The sequence below is a fragment of the Nodosilinea nodulosa PCC 7104 genome (assembly GCF_000309385.1).
In the GTDB taxonomy this organism is placed as follows: Bacteria; Cyanobacteriota; Cyanobacteriia; order Phormidesmidales; family Phormidesmidaceae; genus Nodosilinea; species Nodosilinea nodulosa.
In genome coordinates, this window is sequence record NZ_JH976538.1 from 261,846 (window position 1) to 282,643 (window position 20,798).

General features: G+C 55.3%; 15 protein-coding genes. 2 read left to right on the forward strand and 13 right to left on the reverse strand.

What is annotated here, in order from left to right; translation table 11 throughout:
* Nucleotides 1-60 precede the first annotated feature (60 nt).
* Both LEPTO7104_RS36070 and LEPTO7104_RS38980 read left to right on the forward strand, forming a co-directional pair.
* Nucleotides 61-2,373: an AAA-like domain-containing protein gene (locus tag LEPTO7104_RS36070; RefSeq protein WP_017302167.1), complete on the forward strand. Its 2,313-nt coding sequence runs from the start codon at nucleotides 61-63 to the stop codon at nucleotides 2,371-2,373.
* On the forward strand, nucleotides 2,370-7,250 hold the full coding sequence (locus LEPTO7104_RS38980) for a tetratricopeptide repeat protein (protein WP_017302168.1): 4,881 nt from the start codon (nucleotides 2,370-2,372) through the stop codon (nucleotides 7,248-7,250). Before LEPTO7104_RS36070 ends, LEPTO7104_RS38980 begins: the two co-directional genes overlap by 4 nt.
* A gap of 176 nt (nucleotides 7,251-7,426) precedes the next feature.
* Here LEPTO7104_RS38980 and LEPTO7104_RS0129460 read toward each other — a convergent pair whose 3' ends face one another.
* The 13 genes from LEPTO7104_RS0129460 to LEPTO7104_RS0129520 form a co-directional block, all read right to left on the reverse strand.
* Nucleotides 7,427-7,903, reverse strand: coding sequence for a bifunctional DNA primase/polymerase (locus tag LEPTO7104_RS0129460; protein WP_017302169.1), 477 nt, complete (start codon nucleotides 7,901-7,903; stop codon nucleotides 7,427-7,429).
* Nucleotides 7,875-8,177 (reverse strand): hypothetical protein, encoded by a 303-nt coding sequence (locus tag LEPTO7104_RS0129465; protein ID WP_155523991.1) that lies wholly within the window; start codon nucleotides 8,175-8,177, stop codon nucleotides 7,875-7,877. Before LEPTO7104_RS0129465 ends, LEPTO7104_RS0129460 begins: the two co-directional genes overlap by 29 nt.
* Nucleotides 8,174-8,659, reverse strand: a complete 486-nt coding sequence (locus LEPTO7104_RS0129470) for a hypothetical protein (protein ID WP_017302171.1) — start codon at nucleotides 8,657-8,659, stop codon at nucleotides 8,174-8,176. The genes LEPTO7104_RS0129465 and LEPTO7104_RS0129470 overlap by 4 nt, the downstream gene beginning before the upstream one ends.
* Nucleotides 8,660-8,796: 137 nt before the next feature.
* Nucleotides 8,797-10,941: a DUF6908 domain-containing protein gene (locus LEPTO7104_RS0129475; RefSeq protein WP_155523992.1), complete on the reverse strand. Its 2,145-nt coding sequence runs from the start codon at nucleotides 10,939-10,941 to the stop codon at nucleotides 8,797-8,799.
* Between the two features lie 49 nt (nucleotides 10,942-10,990).
* Nucleotides 10,991-11,859, reverse strand: a protein-coding gene (locus tag LEPTO7104_RS39635; protein ID WP_422879859.1) for an IS5 family transposase whose coding sequence is annotated in 2 segments (ribosomal slippage) — nucleotides 10,991-11,490 and nucleotides 11,490-11,859 — 870 coding nt in all. Because the reading frame shifts where the segments join, the coding sequence is not laid out codon by codon here.
* 119 nt (nucleotides 11,860-11,978) lie between these two features.
* Nucleotides 11,979-12,263, reverse strand: a complete 285-nt coding sequence (locus LEPTO7104_RS0129490; protein WP_017302173.1) for a hypothetical protein — start codon at nucleotides 12,261-12,263, stop codon at nucleotides 11,979-11,981.
* 451 nt (nucleotides 12,264-12,714) lie between these two features.
* On the reverse strand, nucleotides 12,715-13,047 hold the full coding sequence (locus LEPTO7104_RS0129495) for an MgPME-cyclase complex family protein (protein WP_017302174.1): 333 nt from the start codon (nucleotides 13,045-13,047) through the stop codon (nucleotides 12,715-12,717).
* Nucleotides 13,048-13,183: 136 nt separating this feature from the next.
* A complete protein-coding gene (locus tag LEPTO7104_RS0129500) occupies nucleotides 13,184-13,894 on the reverse strand; it encodes a pyridoxine 5'-phosphate synthase (protein WP_017302175.1) in 711 nt (236 codons plus the stop codon).
* Between the two features lie 75 nt (nucleotides 13,895-13,969).
* Nucleotides 13,970-16,144: a GumC family protein gene (locus LEPTO7104_RS0129505; RefSeq protein WP_017302176.1), complete on the reverse strand. Its 2,175-nt coding sequence runs from the start codon at nucleotides 16,142-16,144 to the stop codon at nucleotides 13,970-13,972.
* Between the two features lie 11 nt (nucleotides 16,145-16,155).
* A complete protein-coding gene (locus LEPTO7104_RS36080) occupies nucleotides 16,156-17,289 on the reverse strand; it encodes a polysaccharide biosynthesis/export family protein (protein ID WP_225887121.1) in 1,134 nt (377 codons plus the stop codon).
* Between the two features lie 117 nt (nucleotides 17,290-17,406).
* Nucleotides 17,407-17,562 carry a hypothetical protein gene (locus LEPTO7104_RS40760; RefSeq protein WP_155523993.1) on the reverse strand — a complete coding sequence of 52 codons (156 nt, stop codon included), beginning with the start codon at nucleotides 17,560-17,562 and terminating at the stop codon, nucleotides 17,407-17,409.
* The gene (locus tag LEPTO7104_RS0129515; RefSeq protein ID WP_017302178.1) at nucleotides 17,543-17,992 is read right to left on the reverse strand and encodes a single-stranded DNA-binding protein; all 450 of its coding nucleotides are present in this window, start codon (nucleotides 17,990-17,992) and stop codon (nucleotides 17,543-17,545) included. The genes LEPTO7104_RS40760 and LEPTO7104_RS0129515 overlap by 20 nt, the downstream gene beginning before the upstream one ends.
* Nucleotides 17,989-20,520: a mannose-1-phosphate guanyltransferase gene (locus LEPTO7104_RS0129520; RefSeq protein WP_026073191.1), complete on the reverse strand. Its 2,532-nt coding sequence runs from the start codon at nucleotides 20,518-20,520 to the stop codon at nucleotides 17,989-17,991. Before LEPTO7104_RS0129520 ends, LEPTO7104_RS0129515 begins: the two co-directional genes overlap by 4 nt.
* Between the last annotated feature and the right edge of the window lie 278 nt (nucleotides 20,521-20,798).

Sequence of the window (20,798 nt, forward strand, 5' to 3'; positions counted from 1 at the left end):
TGAGCGTAATGAGGCTACTATCAGCTGAAGGAATTACCTAGCAGTTGCACCAGCAGGGCTATGGCAAAGTACGCGCTCGTCATCGGTCTAGACCGATACGACCACTTCGGCAACTTAAAAAGTGCGGCCAAGGATGCAGAGGCAGTTGCCCGGCTGCTAGAGCAACATCAGTATAGAGTGACGCGATTGCCCAGGACGCTGGTCGGAGAAAATCAGTGGGCGTTAACCCCTGATAAATCCCTCAGTCACACTGAACTTGGCAATGAACTGAAATCCTTCTTTCGAGAGCGAGCTAAGAACCAGGAGGCTATTCTCTACTTCGCCGGACATGGCTTCCGTGTGTCTGACGCGCTGACTGGAGAAGAGAGCGGATATCTAGCTACCTCTAACGCGAGCAAAGATGGGCAGAACGCAATTCCCTTTGCTTCGTTGAATAAGTTGATGGGTCAAGCGGAGCTGAGCAGTTTGGTCGTGATGATGGACTGCTGCTACGCCGGCTCTTTGTTGGAAGAGCAGCGGAGCCTTTTGCAACCTACTCAAACAATCCTCAGCCATAAGCAAAATTCCTGTCTAATTGCGGCCTGCCGAGATTTTGAACGAGCGCGGGAGGGAAAAGAACATGGCATTTTTACCACAGCCATTTTGAAAGGCTTATCTGCCGAGAATGCGGTGCAGGAGACGGTCACGAGTAATGACCTGTTTGGCTTTGTAGAGCGGGAACTGAGAACGAGTGGGCAGGAGGTGATTCATGCGGGCATGGGTGGGGCGATCACCTTGGTTCACTACCCTCGGCCATCAACCCTACCTGTTGAGCCATCAACCACATCTGCACGAGTCTTCATTAGCTATCGCAGTCAACCGCCCGATAGTGACCTAGCTGAAAAGTTTTACAGAGTGCTTAAGGCAGAGGGTCATGAGGTATTCATGGCTGCGGAGAGTATCCGGTTGGGGGATAACTGGTCGCAGCGCATTGACCGAGAGCTAGAGCAGTGCGATTACTTTTTACTTTTGCTGTCGCCTAAGTCAGCGACGAGCGAGATGGTGACGGAGGAAGTCCGGCGAGCGAAGGAACTGCGGGATAATCGCGACTCTGGAAAGCCGAGAATCCTGCCCGTTCGAGTGGATTTTCCGCTGTCCTCTCCGCTGAACTATGACTTGCGAGGCTATCTCAACCGGATTCAGCAGCGGGAGTGGAAGTCTGACGAAGATACGGCTCAGATTTTGCAGGAAATTTTGGCAATTTTGGGCAATCGCAACACTCCCTTTCAGGAACCCGCAGCTTCAGAGACTATTACAGAGCCTCTGACCGAACAACCGAATGCTCCGCCATCGCCTGTGGCTCCGCCAGAGCTACCAGGTGGACAAGTGGACTTAACCTCTCTCTATTACTTAGAACGGCCACCGATAGAAAAGAATTGCTATGAAACAGTGCTGAAGCCAGGAGCGTTAATCCGGATCAAGGCTCCGCGTCAGATGGGGAAGACATCTTTGATGTCCCGGATTTTGCGCCATGCGGAGGAGAGCGATTACCTAACTGTACCTCTCAGCTTCCAATTAGCGGATGCTGCTATCTTTTCAGATTTAGACAAATTTCTACGATGGTTTTGCGCCAGCGTGGGGCGGCGATTACGGTTGCCCAATAAGCTCAATGACTACTGGGACGAGATTTTTGGCAGTAAGGATAACTGTACGGCGTATCTGGAAGAGTATTTGCTGCCGGAAATTTCTAAGCCTCTGGTGTTGGGATTGGATGAAGTAGACATGGTGTTTGAGCATCCCAACATTGCAGCTGATTTTATGGGGTTGTTACGGGCGTGGCATGAATCGGCTAAAACAAATGCTTTATGGAAGAAGCTGCGGCTCGTGGTGGTTCATTCTACCGAAGTCTACATTCCGATGAATATTAACCAGTCACCGTTTAACGTGGGTTTACCGATTGAGCTGTCAGAATTTCTGCCGGAGCAGGTTTTGAATTTGGCCCATAGGCACGGACTGAATTGGGATGAGGAAGCGGTCACCCGACTAATGAAAATGGTGGGGGGACATCCTTATTTAGTGCGAGTGGCATTATATCAGGTGGCGCGAGAGGAAACGACGTTGGATAAATTGCTCACTATCGCGCCAACAGAGGCTGGGCCGTATGGCGACCACTTGCGTCGCCATTGGTGGAATTTGGAGCAGCGGGTGGAGATGGCTGAGGCCGCTAGACGAGTGGTGGCTTCGGCTGGCCCTGTTCGGTTGGAACCGATTCAGGCATTTCAGCTGCACAGCATGGGGATTGTGCATTTGCAGGGCAATGAGGTCATTCCCCGGTGTGATTTGTATCGAAGATATTTTTCTGACCGACTCAATGTAGGGAGAGCCAACTCATGAGCTATGACTATCAGGTTGGGGGCAGTCTACCTGCTGATGCACCAAGCTATGTAAAGCGACAAGCGGATGATGAGCTGTACGAAAAGCTTAAAGCTGGGGAGTTTTGCTATGTGCTGAATTCCCGCCAGATGGGGAAATCTAGCCTGCGGGTGCAAGTGATGCAGCGCCTAGAAGCGGAGGGAGTATCCTGTACGGCGATTGACCTGACACAGATTGGGGGAGATGAAAACGTCACGGCTGATCAATGGTATGCCGGTTTCGTCCGCAAGCTTTGGAATAGTTTTGACTTGACGACTCAAGTCAACTTCCGTCAATGGTGGCGTGAGCGGGATGAAATCTCTTCAGTACAGCGATTGGGCGAATTTGTTGAAACATTTCTACTGGAAGAGCTCTCTCAGCCCGTCGCTATCTTCATTGATGAAGTTGATACCGTTCAGAGCTTATCCTTTTCCCTTGATGATTTCTTTACTCTGATTCGTGACTTTTATAATCAACGAGCTGATAAACCTGCTTATCAACGGTTGACCTTTTGTTTCCTTGGCGTAGCTACTCCATCTGATCTGATTCGAGATAAAACCCGTACACCTTTCAATATTGGTCACGGCATTTCTCTCCGTGGCTTTCAACTTGATGAGGCAGAACCACTCATCGGAGGTCTAGAAGGAATCGCTGAGAATCCTGAAGCTGTTCTACAGGTAATTCTTAGCTGGACGAACGGACAACCGTTTCTAACCCAGAAGCTCTGCCGATTAGCTCAAATGCTGGACAGGATTCCTGATGGTGAGGAAGAAACAGCAATCTCACAGCTAGTGCAAGTTCGCATTATTGATAACTGGGAAGCGCAAGATGTACCAGAGCATTTGAGAACCATACGAGATCGTCTCTTTCGTGATGAGATGACTGTAGGAGAGCGATTGGGTCTATATCAGCAGATTTTGTCTGGGGAAACAGTTCTGGCAAGCAGCCGTCCCGAGCAGATTGAACTGCGCCTCTCAGGCATCGTAATTGAACATAGTCGTACCTTACATCCTCACAACCGCATCTACGAAACAATTTTCTCCACAGCTTGGGTAACTGCGGCTTTAGCACGCCAGCGTCCTTACGCAGCGGATATTTATGCATGGTTGCAGAGCAAACCACGATCAGATGCTTACTTGCTGCAAGGAGCAAAGCTAGAGGCAGCATTGGAATGGGCTGAGGCGCGAAGCCTTAGCAAGCAAGACTATCAGTATTTGGTGGAGAGCCAGAAGCTAGGGCTGCGGCAGGAACTCGAATATAGCCAAGCAGCTGTGGTTCAGGTGAATGAACAGCTAGCAGAGCGAAATCAGGCATTAGAACGCATTAATCAGCAGTTAGAAACAGCTCGACAGGAATTGAGACGGGTACGGCGACTTTTCCGCTGGGTAATTGGAGTGGGCCTTAGCCTATTGAGTGTATTAGCTTTCGGGGCCTGGAGAGCAGTAGATTTACAAGCGAAGGCTGTCGAGGCAAGGGATCAGGCAATTGAAGAGAAAAAGGATGCTGTAGCTGATCTTCAGGAAACGGCACTAGAAAATGTAGAGTTAGAAGATGAGAACAATGATCTAGAAAACAACAACCAAACGTTAACGAAAGAAAATACTACTCTCGAAGTAGTGGTAACAGAAGCCCAGCAAACCCTAAACCATACTCAAGGAAATTTAAAAGAAACGCAATTAGCATTAGGGCTAACAGAAACAACTTTACAAAGTACAAAGCAAGAGGTTGAGCTTGCCAGGGAAGAGTCGGAGGAGCAACGCGATAGAGCTAATAAGGAGCAAGCTAGAGCTAACCAGCAACGGCGGAACTTGGAAGATGTCTTTCCAGTAACTGAAGCAGTGTTCAAATTTGCCAATGAGGAAACGCGCGATGATGCCCTTTCGCAGCTTTCCAAGATTTTGGATGAGAATCCTGAAAATTCGGCTGTATGGATTGTACGAGGAGAATTTCTGAATCAGATTGGAAGGCATGAAGAAGCCCTAGAACATTTTGAGCGAGTTACGTCTGAACTAGACCCAGATAACTTTTTAGCTCATTTTGGAAGAGGCAATGCTTTAGCAGCTCTAGGAAGGGTAGAAGAGGCAATCCAAGCTTATGACTATACTATTGAACTCAACAAAGAATACTATCAGGCATGGACGAACAAAGGCAATGTCTTGTTGGGGGCTAATAAAATTGATGAATCTCTTGTGTCCTACGCTAAAGCATTGGAAATCAGTCCAGATTATTCACCTGCGTTAGAGGCCCTCAAAAGTGCTTTTGAAAATCTTCTTACAGCGAGTGAAGAAGGATTTTCTCTTTCTATCATTTCCACATTTGATATTGCCGCCATTAGTGGAGGAATGAGCAGGAGTCAGAATCTGCGACCATCTAGTGGCACTGATATCTTTGATGAAAAAATTAATCCGCTAGTTCTTGATATTACAGAGCAAATACTCAAAACAAATCCAAATGATAAAGATTTTCTAGTCTATAGAGGTTTAGCCCTACTACAAATAGGAGAGGTAGAGGATGGGCTTGCGCATTTTAGAGCCGCAGTGGCACTGAGTCCCGATGAAGTTAATCCCTATGCTTATATTGGCCAAGCACTTGCGCAGTATACGCTCGGTCATCCGCAAGAAGCAACTTCATCTATTGAACTAGCTTTCTCTATTGATCAAAATACCCATAGAGTTATCACTCTAAACCCTGATCAATTTTATTCTTTAGCTTATTTTACAAGAGGCTTAATCAAGTCATCTTTAAATAACTTTGAAGAAGCAATTAGCGATTTTGATCAAGCAGAGACTCTTGCTATTAATGATGCCAGTACTTATGCTTATGTCCTGACTTGTCGAGCAGTTATTTATATTCAGTTAGGCAAATATTCAGAAGCAATTCCTGATCTTGAACAGGTAGTTGCCTTAAGCGCAGATGATCCAAAGGCGACTGCACAAGCGTATGTGCTACGAGGCTTCATACATACTGAATCCGGCCAGTATGAAGAGGCAATTTCAGCATTTGACCAAGCAATTACCACTGCCCCTGAAAATATCGATGTCGCTCCTTACGCTTATCTTGGTCGTGGGAGCGCTTTGAGTGGATTGGGTCGGTATGAAGAAGCCATCTCAGAGTATGATCGGGCAGTCAATCTCAAACCCAATTACTCCCTTGCTTATCTCAATCGAGGAACGGTTCTACAAACCCTGGGTCGGCTGTCAGAAGCCCTTGAAGCATTTGATCGCTCCATTCAGATCAATCAAGATTGGGGTGCTGTCAATATCAGCAGTGCCTATAACTATCGAGCAGCTATTTATATTCAGTTAGGCAAATATTCAGAAGCAATTTCTGATCTTGAACAGGTGATTGCCTTAAGCTCTGATGATCCAAATACAACTGCACAAGCGTATGTGCTGCGAGGTTTCATACATATTGAATCTGGTCAGCCTGAAGAGGCAGTTTCAGCCTTTGATCAAGCAATTGCCATCGCTCCTGACAATGCCGATGTTATTCCTCAAGCCTATATCGGTCGGGGAAATGCTCTAGGTGGACTAGGTCGGTTTGAAGAAGCAATTTTAGAGTTTGATCAAGCAATCAATCTCAACTCCAATTATTCCCTTGCTTATCACAATCGAGGAGAGGCTTTGCAAAAATTGGGCCGACTACAAGAAGCCCTTGAAGCATTTGATCGTTCTATTCAGGGCAACCAAGATTGGGGCGCTCTCAACATTGCAAGTGCTTATAACTATCGAGCAGTTATTTATATTCAGTTAGGCAAATATTCAGAAGCAATTTCTGATCTTGAACAGGTGATTGCCTTAAGCTCTGATGATCCAAATACAACTGCACAAGCGTATGTGCTGCGAGGTTTCATACATATTGAATCTGGTCAGCCTGAAGAGGCAGTTTCAGCCTTTGATCAAGCAATTGCCATCGCTCCTGACAATGCCGATGTTATTCCTCAAGCCTATATCGGTCGGGGAAATGCTCTAGGTGGACTAGGTCGGTTTGAAGAAGCAATTTCAGAGTTTGATCAAGCAATCAATCTCAACTCCAATTATTCCCTTGCTTATCACAATCGAGGAGAGGCTTTGCAAAAACTGGGCCGACTACCAGAAGCCCTTGAAGCATTTAATCGCTCTATTGAGGTCAATCAAGATTGGGGTGCTCTTAACATTGTCAGCGCCTATAGCTATCGAGCAGTGATTTATATGCAGCTAGGTCAGTACTCAGAAGCAAGTTCTGAGATTGATCAGGCGATTGCTTTAAGTTCAGGTGATCCAAATGCGACTGCACAAGCGTATGTGCTGCGAGGCTTCATACATATTGAATCTGGTCAGCCTGAAGAGGCAGGTTTAGCATTTGATCAAGCAATTGCCATCGCTCCTGAAAACGTTGATGTCATTTCTCAAGCTTACGTTGGTCGTGGGAACGCTCTAAGTAGATCGGGTCTGTTTGAAGGAGCAATTTCAGAGTATAACCAGGCAATCGACCTCGACCCCAATTATTCTGGTGCTTATTATCGGCGAGGAGAGGCTTATAGCAAACTTAGTGATTGGGAGGCCGCGTCTGAAAACTTTACTCAAGCTATTCAAACTAATCGAAATTGGGGAAGCATTAATCTTGAGATGGCATATACTCAGCGCGGAGACGTCTATGTTGAATTGGGTCAGTTCCAGAAAGCAATCTCTGATTATTCTCAAACAATAGTGCTCAATCCTGAGAATCCTTTGGCTTATGGTAATCGTGGTCGAGCCTATCGACTCATCAGTCGTTTTGAAGACGCCGTTACAGATCTCACCTATGCTTTAGACCTGGCCCCTAATACGGCTTGGATGCAAGAAGAGCTGGAAAAAGCACGCCAAAGAATTAGTGATTAGTTAACTCTCCGAAGTCCAATTTTGGCTACGATATACGCCTGAAGTCATGCTCTCAGCTCATTTTTATATTTCAGCCAAACTATTGATATTCTGGGAATCATCAGTATGGATAATAGAAGAAACCCACCCTTTTAGCTCTGTCGAATGGAATGGGTGAAGCAGCCTCAGGGCTTAGGTTAGGAGGACCACACAATATAGCGGGAGGTATGCCGCCTGCCGCTGCTATGGGTGCGCTCGGCATATGTCTGTTGTAAAAGCGGGTATTGGCTCAGCCAATCAACGATCCGCTGATCGCAGGCCTGCTGCGACTCAAACTGCTTCACATCCACATCGACCCAAACAATATTGTGCCAGCCGCCTAGAGTGCCAATGCCGTTGTCAGGGTGCGCAAACCAGGTTTGAAGCTCAGCCTGAGTCGGCAACCGATTCTGATACTGGGTGTGCCGGATCAGGTGAGGAATCCCGCTGCAATCCACATAGCTGGGGTTCTTGCCGGTGAAGGCGGGCACCAGAGCCCCGTCTTTGTCGCGCTTCAGGCTGCCATCGCGGTTTCGGGCCGGGTAGCGCGTCGGATCTTGGGCTGGGGCAACGGGTAGCGGCGGCAGCCCCTGCTCCCGGAGCCGGTCAAACGTGGTGCGAAGGGCTGGGTTCATCGGCTTGACCCGCTGGGGTTTGAAAGATCCATTCCATGGGGTGGGTAGCGCCGGTGACCAACTCCAGACGGTTGACCGTGAGCTGCTGATTTACCAGGGCATAGACCAGTACCCCATCCCAAAACATCTCCAGGCGATCGGGGGCGCGTTCCGCCGTCCATTCCACATCGAGCTGCATTTCGTTGCCCTCCACATGCACGGCCTTTTGCCCATCGCACAAAATCACGATGGACTGGGGGCGATAGTCAGCGGGTAAGGGGGTCAGAGTCATCATCGTTCAAGTCCTGCTGAGGTCGAGGTGGGAACACGGTCTGATTCTAGGCGCTGCACAAACCGCTGAAACCGCTGACAGTCTTCAGCTGTTACCACCGTGCGCTGAATTTTCCCCTGGGCGATTTCCAAAATGGTCTGGGGTTGAGGCGTCACCCGGCGGACGGTCAGTCGGTCAGCGGTCTGCTTTAGTTCATAGACTTTGCCGCGAAACTGGGTATGGGGGCCTCGGGTCTGCCCGATCACCGACAAGATTTTTTGGGAAGCCTGGGCCACGTATTCTCCCCGCTGCTGCAACGCCTGATATTGGGCTAGATCTTGAGCCATCTCTTGCTGTAGGTTTGGCGCGAGGCCAAAACCGTTGCCATTGGCCTGTTTGGCTGAAAGGCCCAACTGCTTGATCTCTTCTAGGTGCAGTGGGTCGTGGCCTAAATCGCGGGCAGCGCGGTACCAGTCGCGTATGGTTTCTAATGCTGAGCGCGGCAACGGTTCGGGCGCAATCTCCAGCGCTGCATCATCTGCTGCCGCTTGCCTCTGATGGGCTATTGCTGAAACCGTAGGGGTTGGTAATGGTTGTGTCGGAGGATCTACATTCACCTCTGATAGCGCAGTTGGTTGAGCTTCTACCGCCGATCCAGTCCAGGCTGGATCGGCGGTAGAAGCTCCCTATGTCCATTTTGATGCGCCCCGGTGAACTGGTCGAGGTCAAACAGGTTTTGTATCTGAAATTCAGGCTCCTTAGACGCTGGTGCTGGGATCTGGGATCGGGGAATCGGCTCAACAGGAGCTTGGGCTGGTTCTTCAATGGCTGTTGGTTCGTACGGATGATGGGGGTGGATGGCGATCGCCCCCTCCCCCTCCGCAATCACCACCTCCCCATGCTGGGCCAACCTGTCCAAATACTTGTGCAGACTCCCCACCGGAAACCCCGCTACTCGTACCCGCCCAAGTTCCTTCACCCCAGACTCCGTGCTGGTGCCAATCATCTCCAGGTGCTCCATCAAGGGCCGAGCGCCCTCGAAAAACGCCTCATAGAACCGCTGATCCGGCGACTTCACCAGCACGATCGCGTCGGGGTACTGTTCTTTCACTTCCAAGTATTGCCGCATATCACTCGGCATCTGCGATCGCTCATCCTCCGATTCCTGGGGGGTCACCATCTCCACTTCGGGTGCTGCCTGGGCCTGAAGCTGGACATGAGCAGCTTCAGCGAACCCCTGCTGCACAATGTTTTTGGAAAAAATCTGGGCAAAAGCGCGGTCTGGCAGCCGCGACTCTCCACCCCGCAGACTCTGCACCGCCGTCTCCTTAAACTCAATCCGCCCCTCGCCCTGCACCCGAAATACCATCTCCGAGTCGATGAACATATCGCTGTTCTGGGTCAGGTAGTGGGTCAAATACAGCTCATCGCCCTGCCGCTCCACCACCAGGGGAATGAACGGCTCATTCTCGATTCGGAGGTGAAAGTCTTGAGACGTCATTACGTCCTGCTCAATCCCCGCATTCCTCAAAAACCGCAGAATCCGCTTTTCGAGCTGGCCCATCGGGGGCTGGTTGGGTACGGGTGGAGACACCGGAGTTTCGACCGCAGGCCTTTCTACTGTTGGCTCTGGCCTGGGTTGATTTGCATGCGCAACTGGCTGAGAAACAACCGGGGGTTTCACTACTTCCACCTCCACCTTCTCCAAGGTTGGCAGCGACACCCCCATCAACTGTCGCGCTACTTCCTTAAACTCAAACGCCGCCAGCTTATAGTTCCGCTGGTGCATCACCACCCCCAGCACCCGCTCCAGCCGTTCTGGGGGGATGACCACCTCCATGCGGTCAGCGACCGAATAAAAATCCGACCCCGCTGCCGCAATTAGTTCCTCATCCAAGTAGTACCGTCCACCCGACTCCTTCAATTTCGGCGCTTGTAGAATGAACCCCTCCCCCGCCTGCTGGGGCTTCAGCAGCAACAGCTCATCCAGCGTCTTCACCGTCCCCTGCCGGTTGGTCAAATCTGTCAGGAACCGAAACACCTGCTGCGGCTCCTTGAAGGCCACCGGTTCCTTAGTCAGCTCCGACTCAATATCAAAGCCTTTGGGCATGATTAGCCCCTGGCACACTTCGCCCCGATAGTCGGTGTAATTCACCAGCTTGCCGTTGGAGTACTTCTCAAACGCCTTGATCAGGTTGCCGGTAAAGATCTGCCGGTTGATTCGCCCTGCCTCCTGCTGCATGTCGAACAGGGAATACACGCTATTGCCAAACCAGTCTTCGGTCTGAACTGTGGCATCGATCGCCCCTGCTCGCCCCGTGTTGAACTTCGACAACGGCACCGTAATCTGTCGTGCTGAGTCTGCCACCAGAATCCTGAGCTTCCAACGGTTTGGTGCTGCCGGACTGCCGGATCGCTTTTTGGCATCGGCCCCAGCGACCACCCCATAGAGAATGGTCTTGCTGGCAGGCGTCACGAGTCGCAGTGGTGTTCCTGGGACGAACTGTTCTAACACCGTAGAGACATGTATGAGCTGCTGTTCGATGCGATCACTTAGCTTTTCAATCGCTTTACTGTCTTGCTTTTGGGCGATCGCCGCCTGCCGGTAGCGGTTTGTCTGCGCTTCCAACTCGGTAATTGTCGTCGCCACCTGTTGCCTGGCCAGCACAGACAGGGCATCTGGGGCGTGCGCATCCACCGCTGATACTTCAGCCAACCCCACCGACTCACGAACTGCATTAATCGCCTGAAGCTGGGTCAGCGGCTTGCTCTCACTCTTAGCCTCCACCAACTCCAGATACACTGGCCCCGTGAACTCACTAGGGCGTGTTTTAAAACTAAGCCCACATCATGATGGAGGCTAGAGTTAGCATGGCCAGGTAGTTTTCAGCCTTTTTCTCATAGCGAGTTGCGATGCGGCGGTACTGCTTCAAGTGATTGAAACACCGCTCAACTTGATTGCGCTGGCGGTATAGCGCCTTGTCAAAGGTACCGCGTCGCCGTTCATTGCGTTTGCGAGGAATGGTCACCCGAATTCCCCGCCGTCGCAAATAGCGACGAATGGAGCCACTGCTGTAAGCTTTATCCCCACTGACCCGCTTGGGACGTAAGCGCGGTCGTCCCCCGTGAGGGCGTTTCACCGCGCCTTGCTCCATCAATGGTTCAAACACGACCGCCTCATGACGCTCACCGACGGTCAGCAGAAAGGTCATCGGTAAGCCGTTTCCCTCGCAGCGCAGATGTAGTTTGGTGCTAAAGCCCCCTTGGGACCGTCCTAAGGCCTCTCGGATTTGCACCTGTTGAACCGCAGAGAGGTCCGAATCGGGCTCTAGGTCCCCCTTTTTGCCCCAGCGGCATGCTGGTGGGCACGGATGACACTGCCATCGACAAAATGAATATCCCAATTGAGCTTGCCCTCGGCATCGGCCTTCGCTTGGAGGCCTGTGAGCACCTGTTGCCATAGGCCAATCTTGCGCCAGTGATAAAACCGCCCGGCAACGGTTGACCAAGCCCCATAGCGCTCCGGCAAGTCTCGCCATGGCGCACCCGTGCGCAAAATCCACAGGATGCCATTGATGATCAGGCGATGGTCTTTGGCTGGGCAGCCCGTGGGAGGTTTTTGCGGTGGCAGCAGGGGTTCAATCTGGTTCCATTGGTTTTCGCTCATTTCACCCCGACGAGGGGCGGGTTGAGGTGGAAGAATCATCGCAGTTCAAGAGTTTATTCGTACTACTTCCATTCTGCCAAAGAGTTTTAAAACACGCCCTAGTTCCCGTAGAGCCAAAGATTCCTGAATCCTTAAAGATCCAGGAATCTAATTCACCACTAACCCAGCTGCCGATACCGTAGCAGGTAGCTAAACACCTCCCCCTGCTCCGGGGTAATCAAAATTCCCGACTCCGGTATCGTAAACTGGCGGCTCCACTCCCGCTGCTCGGTATACCTCAGCAAATGCAGGTGGTTGATCGCCCCTCGCACCCCTTCCGGCGACCCAATCACCAGATGGCGCAACCGCTCTCGCCCCGGCTGACTCTCCGAATTTGCAAGCAACAGCGGGTTCGTCGCCTCGCCCCAACGGGCAAGCGCTACTAAATATGGCAAACACAACATTAGGGTTTCCTCCAAAGAAACGGATGGGTAGGAAACCCAAAATTTGGCCGCTCCCAGACATAAGCGTATCGGAGCGGCCAGAGTAACATAATACTCAGCCTCCGAGACAGCCGTGTACTGCCGAAGGGGTCAGCCGCTGGTTGGTGTTGGTAGCACCTTCCAGTGGCGTTCGACCAAATTTTGGGAACCGAGCTACACGCAGGCAGCTCTAAATCAGAAATTTAGCCCATTGCGATCGCCTAAGCAAGTCAAAATTGCTACAAAGCGCATCTCCGTCTTGAACCTTAACAATGCAGAGAGCCAAGCCGTAGGTTGGGTTAGCGCTAGCGTAACCCAACAAAACCGTTACTGGCGTTGGGTTACGCTTCGCTCAACGCCAACATACATGTGAACCTTTGTCAGTCAATCAGCTTCTCGGGAGTGATGCGGCTATTAAGGCGTTTGATCAGGGTTAGGATGCAACCGCATCTAAAGAGGCCAGCGGGTCAGGAATCGTCTCAGAGGGGGCCTCAAACTCCCCGGTGCCCACGTACTCAAACCGCAGCTTGACCCAGGTAATAAACTGTTTGCTCGTCGACACCAGAGCTACCGAGGGCTGAGGGCAGCTGGCCTTGACATTGGCCAACTCCGGCGCGTCTAAAAAGGCTGGAGCTTTGACCAACCAAAAATCCACCGCCTGCTCCTGCTCCTGGTAGTAGCGGCGGCGTTCCTTGAGCACTTCTTCTAGGGGCTCTTCTTCGAGCAGAAATTTTTGGCTGGCGACGGCGTAGTAGTAGGTGGTCATGGGGGGAATCTCCTTGGGTGTAAAAAGATGGGGAAGGTGGGGGAGTGATGGAGTGGGGGAGTGATGGAGTGGAGGAGTGATGGAGTAGGAGAGTGATGGCCCAACACTCAATTACTCCATCACCCCATCACCCAGCTCAAATCAGCGCCTTCATCTCACGGACGGCGCGCTCTAGGCCCACCAAAACGGCGCGGCTGATGATGCTGTGGCCGATGTTGAGTTCTTCCATTCCGGCAATGCGGGCGACCGGAGTGGTGTTCCAGTAGGTGAGGCCGTGCCCAGCATTGACTCGCAGACCCAGCCCCAGGGCCTGGGCCGTGCCCTGGGCGAGAATGTCGAGTTCGATGGCGCGATCGCCCTCCGATTTGGCCTCGGCGTAGGGGCCAGTGTGCAGCTCAATGAACCGGGCGCTGACCTGGGCAGAGGCCTCAATTTGGTCAGTCGTGGCATCGATAAACAGGCTGACCGGAATGCCTGCCCCCTGGAGGGTGTTGACCACCGACTTCATTCGATCGAGTTGACCAGCTACATCCAGTCCGCCCTCGGTGGTGACCTCTTCGCGCCGCTCGGGTACCAGGGTGACATAGTCGGGCTGGATATCGAGGGCGATCGCCACCATTTCGTCGGTGGCGGCCATCTCCAAGTTCAGGTGGGTGCGCACGGTCTGCCGCAGCAGGCGCACATCCCGGTCTTGCATGTGGCGGCGGTCTTCGCGCAGGTGCACGGTAATGCCATCGGCCCCGGCTAGCTCGGCCAGCACCGCCGCTGCTACCGGGTCGGGTTCTACGGTGCGGCGGGCCTGGCGCAGGGTGGCAATGTGGTCAATGTTGACTCCCAGAGTAGGCAAGCGATCGCTCCCAAACGACGACAGAATCTACGGCCTTCGATCCTATCCTATGGACCTGCCCTATGGCTCAGCCGCCTAAAAGTCGATGGAGCGAATCAGCGGCGGTGGAGCTGGCGCGGGGGCAGGCTCGGAGGGGCTGGGCGTTGCGGTACTGTCAGCGGCGTTGACGATCGCCCCCAGCACCGGCAGGTCCTCGTTTTCCAGGAGCTGCTCCAGCAGGGCCTCGAGCACTGCCTTATCGGTGATGCCGGGGCGGGTAATCAGCAGCAGGCCGTCGCTGGCCGCCCCCAGCAGCAGCGCGTCATTGCTGCGGGCCAGGGGTGGCGCGTCGATTAGCACTAGGTCAAAGCGGGCGCGGGCATCGACCAAAAACTGCCCCATCTCGCTCGATTCTAATATGGCCGCCGGGTGGGGCTGGGGGCCGGGGCTGGGGGCCAGGTAGAGGTTTTCGACCCAGGGGGCCAGCTGAATTGGCGACTGCTGGCGACCGGCATAGTAGTGCAGCGGTTCAGCCATGGCCGCCGGGTCGAGTTTTACCCCCAGCCGATCGCCACAGGAGGGCTGGCGCAGGTCGGCCTCGATCACCAGGGTGCGGCGACCAGCCCGAGCGGCGGCAATGCCAAGGTTAAAGGCGCTGGTGGTTTTGCCCTCGCCGCCTCGACTGCTGACCACCAGCACCACCCGAGGGGCGACTCCGGCCTCAGACAGACTGCCCACCCGCCGCAGGCTGCTGCGCAGACGCTCATAGATCTCCAGGTCTGGGGTCTGGGGCTGGTAGAGCATCGGCCAACCCTGAACCGAGGTGGCGGCCAGGGTTGGCACCTGCCCCAGCAGCGGCACATCCTGGTCAGTCAAAATACCCTCAATATCTTCGGCGGTGCGGGCGGTGCTGTCGAGCAGATCGAGCAGAAAGACGACGGCCCCGGCGGCGACGATTCCCAGCAGTGCGCCCACCGCCACCACCAGGATGGGGTTGGGCGGGGTCTCGGCCTGGATGGTGACGGTGGGCGGCTGGGCCACCGTCAGGCTGCTGACGGTTTCGGCCTCGGCGGCCTGGGCATCGATGCGCTTGGCCTGAATTTGGTCGTAGAGGGCCTGGTTGAGGGCGACCTGCTGGGCCAGGCGATCGCGCTCCAGCTGCTTGTTGGGCAGGCTTGAATACTGCTGTCTGAGCTGGCCGTCGGCCTGGTTAAGCGCCTGCTGCTGGCTGATGAGAGCGGCCCGCTGGGCGCTGAGGGAGACCAGCTGGTTGGCCAGGGCCGCCCGGGCCGGGTCGAGGGTGCTGTTTTGGCGCACCTCGCTGACGCTGGGCAGGGCCGCCAGACCTTGGCCACCCACCACCTCCTGGGCTCGTTCCGTTAGCAAAGCGTTGTAGGCGGCCAGGTTTTGGCGCAGCTCCTGCATGGTGGGGTGAGACTCCCGCAGGGTGGGCGACAGCAGCTTGAGCTGGGTCTCGGCCTCTAGAATCTGCGATCGCAGCTGGGCAATGATCGGGTCGGCGCTCAGGGCCGAAGCCGTCAACGCCTGCCCCGGCGACAGCCCCAGCTGCTGCTCCAGGCTTTGAATCTGTGAGTCTAGCCCGGCCAGGGCAATCTGGTTTTGGCGCTGCTGCTGCTGCCCCCCGGAGATCGCCCCCAGCAGACTGCCATCGAGGGCGGCCTGAATGGCGGGGCCCTGGGTGCGATCGTAGGCCTCTAGGGCCTGCTCAGCGGTGCGCAGGTCGCCCTCCACCGCAGGCAGGCGCTCGTCTAGGGCGGTGATGATAGCCCGCAGTCGCGCCCGGTTAGTCACCCGGCTCAGTTCCACCATGGCCTCAAACATGAGGTTGAGGGTGAGCTGGGTCTGCTCCTCGCTGGGGCCGCGAAAGACCACCGTGACCCGCTGCACCTGGGGTTGCTCGCCCTCAACCCCCTCCAGCTTGATCGTGGTGCGATCGCGAATGGCCTCCGGCTCCATCGGCATGCCGCGCCGGGCCAGCTCCTGAGACACCTGCTGAAGCAGCACATCGGCCAGCAAAAACTGCTCTGAGATAATCCCCTGGCCCCGCTGCTGCACCTCCGTCCCGGTCGTGGTCAGGGCAACCACTGGCGCATTTTGCACCAGCACCCCCTCCGCTCGATACTTGGGCGGGGTCGGGGGCTGCATCGCGACCACAGCCGAAATGCCCAAAATACCCAAAAACGTGGCCAGGCTAGGCCACTTGTAGCGGTCTAGGGCCAGCAGATAGCGCTTTATAACAGGAGAAACCATCGCCGTTTTCCCTAGGGCCTAAATAACGATTCCGCCGAATTGGTCAGAGAATCAAAAAAGAGCAAAAAGCCCAGCACGTCGCGAAAGGGCTGGGTAAAGGTGTTGAGCGCATAGCTCACCCGCGCCATCAGGTTACGATCGACCACCAAAATATCGTTCTCCTGGAGCGGAACATTCTGGCTCAGGTCGCCGTTTACCGCCGCCGTCGCGTCCACCATAAGCGTATCGGCAGATCCGGTTTCCGGATTAAAGCGCAGCACGGCAATGCGGTGGTAGGCGGCCACATCGGGGTTCACCCCGGCCACCGCCAGGGCGTCTAAGAAGCGGCTGCCGTTGGGCAGGTTGATCGCCCCAAAGCGGGCCTCTCCCCCCCGCGCCCCGGCGGCCCGGTTCAGCACCCGCACGGTAATTTCGGGCCGCGCCAGGGTTGAGGTGGCGACCAGATCGCGATCGTAGCTGCCCACATCCTCCGGAGTCAGGCGCGGCACGGTAATCACGTCGCCATCCTGCAGCTGCACCTGGGGAATGGGGTCTCCCTGCACCAGCGGCGTAAACAGATCCACCGTTTGCGACAGCCGCGATCCGTCCTTTAGGGACCGATCGACCTGAACCATGCGCAGGTCCGCCAGGGTGGTTGACCCCCCTGCCGTCAGCAGCGCCACGGACAGCTGCGGAGCCTGTAGCGGATACAGCCCAGGGCGCGGCACCTCTCCCACCACAGTTACCTCCACCGGGCGTTGGGCCGTCAAGATCAGCGACACATCGGGGTTGACCACGTACTGGTTGTAGAGGCTGAAAAGCCTGTCGCGGGCCTGATCGAGGGTGAGCCCCGCCAGGTTGGCCGTACCCGCCAGGGGCACCACCACATTGCCCTGAATATCCAGGGTGGCCGGAAAGCTCAGATCTGGAAACCGCTGCACTCCAACAAAAATGCTGTCGCCTGGCCCCAGGCGGTAGGCGTCGAAATCACCCGTTGGCGCAGGCGACAGGGGTCTTAAGGGCAAATCCGGTGGGCTGGTCGGCTTCAGGGGTACCGGGGTTTGAGCCAGCGTCGGCAGGGCCACCCATACAACCCAAACAGCCCCCAAGCCACTCCACAAACCGAGCTTGCCCGCCGCTGCTGCCCGCCCAACTAAACCACTCAAGACCATAGCCTCAACAGAAGAAGCCTCTTCCAGGGATGACTCCCCCATATTGCCCCATATTTCTGGCGATACGACGCCTGAAAATGCCGTGGTGGATTAAAACTGGGTAGATTTGCCCTAGGCAGCGGCGCCGCGATCGCCCAGCCGCAGCTCAGCACCCCCGCTCCCTGGGGCAATCCCTATGCCGTCAGGGCGGCTAACCGCCTTGAGGCCCTGCGCTGATGCCCAGGTTAGATTTGAGGTCAGGCTGGCGCTAAAACGGGATGTCGTCATAGCTGGGGGCGGGTTCGGCGGTGGCGCTGGGGGCGGACCGAGGGGTTGCCGGGCGAGAGGCCGCCGGGCTGGGAGTTGCCGCTGGGGCGGCCACCGCTGCCGGCGGAGCCATGGGCATCGTGTTCAGATCGCCGACGCTGTAGATGCGCTGCACGGTCATTTCCACCTGCTTTTCTTTGTAGCCCTCGGGGCGCTCGACCACATTCATGGCCAGGCGACCCTCCAGCAGCACCCGCTGCCCGGCCTGGTACTGGGCCTGAATGTCCTGGGCCAGGTTGCCCCAGCCCACCACCTTCATCTGGGAGGAGGGATCGCCCTCCTTTAGCCCTGGAAACTGCACTACAAACTCGGCGACGGGAGTTTGGTTGTCGGAGGTGTAGCGCAGCTGGGGTGCCTGCACGATTTCGGCCATCATCAGGCAGTTGTTCATAGCGGCATAGGCTCCTTGATGCCCTGTTCTTTGTCGATGAAAGTTTGGACGTGATCTTGGTACTTGACCATGGTGCCGTCGAGCCATTCGCGGCTCTCGCTGTTGCCGTAGATGTGCACCAGGGGTTCGCCCGCGTCGGGCAGCACCAGCACCCAGTCGTCGGGGTTGTCGCCTAAAATTTTAACCCCATCGATGAGTTCCAGGCGCTCGGGCGGATTTTCTTCGACCAGGTAGCGCATTAAAGCCCCCTTGACGGTCCAGGGGCAGCGCAGGGTCTGCATGCGGTAGGCCATGCGGGGCAGCTCTGACCAGATTTGGCCGAGCGATCGCTGCTGCAAACTCAGGATTTCAATCAGCTTGGCAATGCAGAACATGGCGTCGAAGCCGGGGTGCAGCTCAGGGAAGATAAAGCCCATTTCGCCGCTGCCGCCCAGCACCACGTTGGGGTTGGTCTGGCAGGCTTCCATCAGGGCGGTGGGGTTGGCCTTGGTGCGAATCACCTGACCGTCGTGGCGGCGGGCAATGTGCTCAATCACGCCGGAGGTGTGCACGGGCACCACAATCGTGCCCCGGGGGTGGGTGGTCAGCATCATGTGGGCCATCAGGGCGGTGAGCACTTCGCCGCGAATGCGGGTGCCCACCTCGTCGACGAGAATCAGCTGCTCGCCGTTGGCCGACACCTGGGCCCCAAAGGTAGCCCGCAGCGACTGCACCACCTGACCCAGCTGGCCCAGCATCATCTCGCGCTCGTCGTTGGAGAGGGCGACCTGGCGCAGGCTGGCGTTGAGCACCACGGCATCGCAGTCAAACTTGCCGAGAATCTGCGGCAGCACCGCCCCCGACACCGCGTACAGATAGTCGATGACCACCTTGGCCTGGCTGTTGATCACCGCCTCCACGTTGAGGTGCTTTTCAAAGGCGGTGGTGTAGGTCGAGACCACGCCCGTGGGGTAGGTGACGGTGCCGATCTCGTGGATGGGCGATCGCCTGAGGTCTTCTTTGAAGTAGGCCCCCTCGATTTTCTTCTCCTTGCCCTTGGGAATATCGATGCCGTGCTCGTCAAAAAACTCGATCAGAATGTAGTCGGGGCGATCGGGGTGCAGACGCACGTGAATGCCCCCGGCCACCCCCATTTCGGCCAGCACGCTGCGGGCCACCGGAATCGCCGTGGCCTCCAGGTTTTGAATGTTGATGCCCACCGACATCAGGCCGGCAATCAGCGATCGCGACACCATGCGCGAAATGCTGCGCTGATCCCGCGATACGGTGACGTGGGAGCCGGGCTTGAGGGTTGACCCGTAGGCCGCCCCCAGCTTGACGGCAAACTCGGGGGTGATGTCGATATTGGCCAGCCCGGCGACCCCCCGCTGGCCAAAGAGATTGCGCTGAGCAGTATTGCCCCAGATAAGGTTAATGTTCAACGTTGCACCTGACTCGATTTGCTTACTCGGCCAGACCCGCACGCCGGGGCTAATTTGCGCCTCTTCGCCCACCGTTGAAAGCGGGCCAATCACCGCCCCCTCCAGCACGTGGGAACGGCGGTCAACCCGCGCCCCCCGAGCGATGGAGCAGGCCCGCAGGTGCACCTCATCGCCGACAATAGCGCCGTTCCAAATGATCGGGCGCTTCAGGTCGGCATCGCAGCCGATGGTGACATTGTCACCGATGACCGTGCCCGCCTCGAGCACCGTTCGGGCGCCAATGCGGCAGTTGTTGCCAATCATCACCGGCGGATGGATCTGAACCGTTGGATCTATCTGGGTATTGTCACCGATCCAAACATCTGGCGATGTCTCTGGGTACGCATAATCGACCACAACTTTGCGGTGCAGGGCATCGTACTGGGCCTCGCGGTAGGCCTCCAGGTGGCCGACATCGCACCAGTAGCCGTCGGCGACATAGCCAAACATCGGCTCGCCCTTCTCCAGCAGCAGCGGGAACAGGTCTTTGGAAAAGTCAGACTCTTCGTTAGTGGGCAGGTAGTCGAGCACCTCAGGCTCAAGAATGTAGGTGCCGGTATTGACGGTGTCTGAAAAAATTTCGCTGGTGGAGGGCTTTTCTAAAAACCGCTTAATGCGCCCCTCATCGTCGGTAATCACCACGCCAAACTCGATCGGGTTGGGCACCCGCGTGAGCACCAGCGTGGCCTTTGACCCCTTTTGCTTGTGGTACTCGATGGCGGCTTTGAGATCGAAGTCGGTGACGCTGTCGCCGCTGATCACCAAAAAAGTTTCGGTCAGCAGATCGGAAATATTTTTGACGCAGCCAGCGGTGCCCAGGGGCTGGTCTTCTTCGACGGCGTAGGTCATCTGGATGCCAAAGTCGCGCCCGTCGCTAAAGTAGTTGCGCATGACATCAGGCAGATAAAAGAGGGTAGCAATCACCTCGGTAATGCCGTTGCGCTTGAGCAGGTTAACAATATGTTCGGCAATGGGGCGATTGAGAATCGGCACCATTGGCTTGGGCAAGTCACAGGTCAGTGGCCGTAGACGAGTTCCTGAACCACCAGCCATAAGTACTGCACGCATATCGTCTCCTTCCTGCTTCTAAACATTTCTCGATGGGGTTTCCACTTGACAGCGGAACCATGAGCTCTATACCGATAGATTAGTCTATCTAGAGGGATATCTATAACCTTATCCCGGCCCTAACCTGCCCGAGGATAGATTAGGGTAAATACACCTAATCTATCTCTATCCCAGGTGGGATCTGTTTTGCGCTGCTGTGCGCTTGCCTTCTCCGCCGTCCTTTGGGGCAAAGCTAGGGAATATAGCGACAATCAAAGGCAACCGGGGGCAACGTTGGT

What these genes read in the sequence shown, in the direction of transcription:
- LEPTO7104_RS36070 (WP_017302167.1), top strand. Translation starts at nt 61, where the DNA reads ATGGCAAAGTACGCGCTCGTCATCGGTCTAGACCGATACGACCACTTC.
- LEPTO7104_RS38980 (WP_017302168.1), top strand. Translation starts at nt 2,370, where the DNA reads ATGAGCTATGACTATCAGGTTGGGGGCAGTCTACCTGCTGATGCACCA.
- LEPTO7104_RS0129460 (WP_017302169.1), bottom strand. Translation starts at nt 7,903, where the DNA reads ATGAACCCAGCCCTTCGCACCACGTTTGACCGGCTCCGGGAGCAGGGG.
- LEPTO7104_RS0129465 (WP_155523991.1), bottom strand. Translation starts at nt 8,177, where the DNA reads ATGATGACTCTGACCCCCTTACCCGCTGACTATCGCCCCCAGTCCATC.
- LEPTO7104_RS0129490 (WP_017302173.1), bottom strand. Translation starts at nt 12,263, where the DNA reads ATGTTGTGTTTGCCATATTTAGTAGCGCTTGCCCGTTGGGGCGAGGCG.
- LEPTO7104_RS0129495 (WP_017302174.1), bottom strand. Translation starts at nt 13,047, where the DNA reads ATGACCACCTACTACTACGCCGTCGCCAGCCAAAAATTTCTGCTCGAA.
- LEPTO7104_RS0129505 (WP_017302176.1), bottom strand. Translation starts at nt 16,144, where the DNA reads ATGGTTTCTCCTGTTATAAAGCGCTATCTGCTGGCCCTAGACCGCTAC.
- LEPTO7104_RS40760 (WP_155523993.1), bottom strand. Translation starts at nt 17,562, where the DNA reads ATGACGACATCCCGTTTTAGCGCCAGCCTGACCTCAAATCTAACCTGG.
- LEPTO7104_RS0129515 (WP_017302178.1), bottom strand. Translation starts at nt 17,992, where the DNA reads ATGAACAACTGCCTGATGATGGCCGAAATCGTGCAGGCACCCCAGCTG.
- LEPTO7104_RS0129520 (WP_026073191.1), bottom strand. Translation starts at nt 20,520, where the DNA reads ATGCGTGCAGTACTTATGGCTGGTGGTTCAGGAACTCGTCTACGGCCA.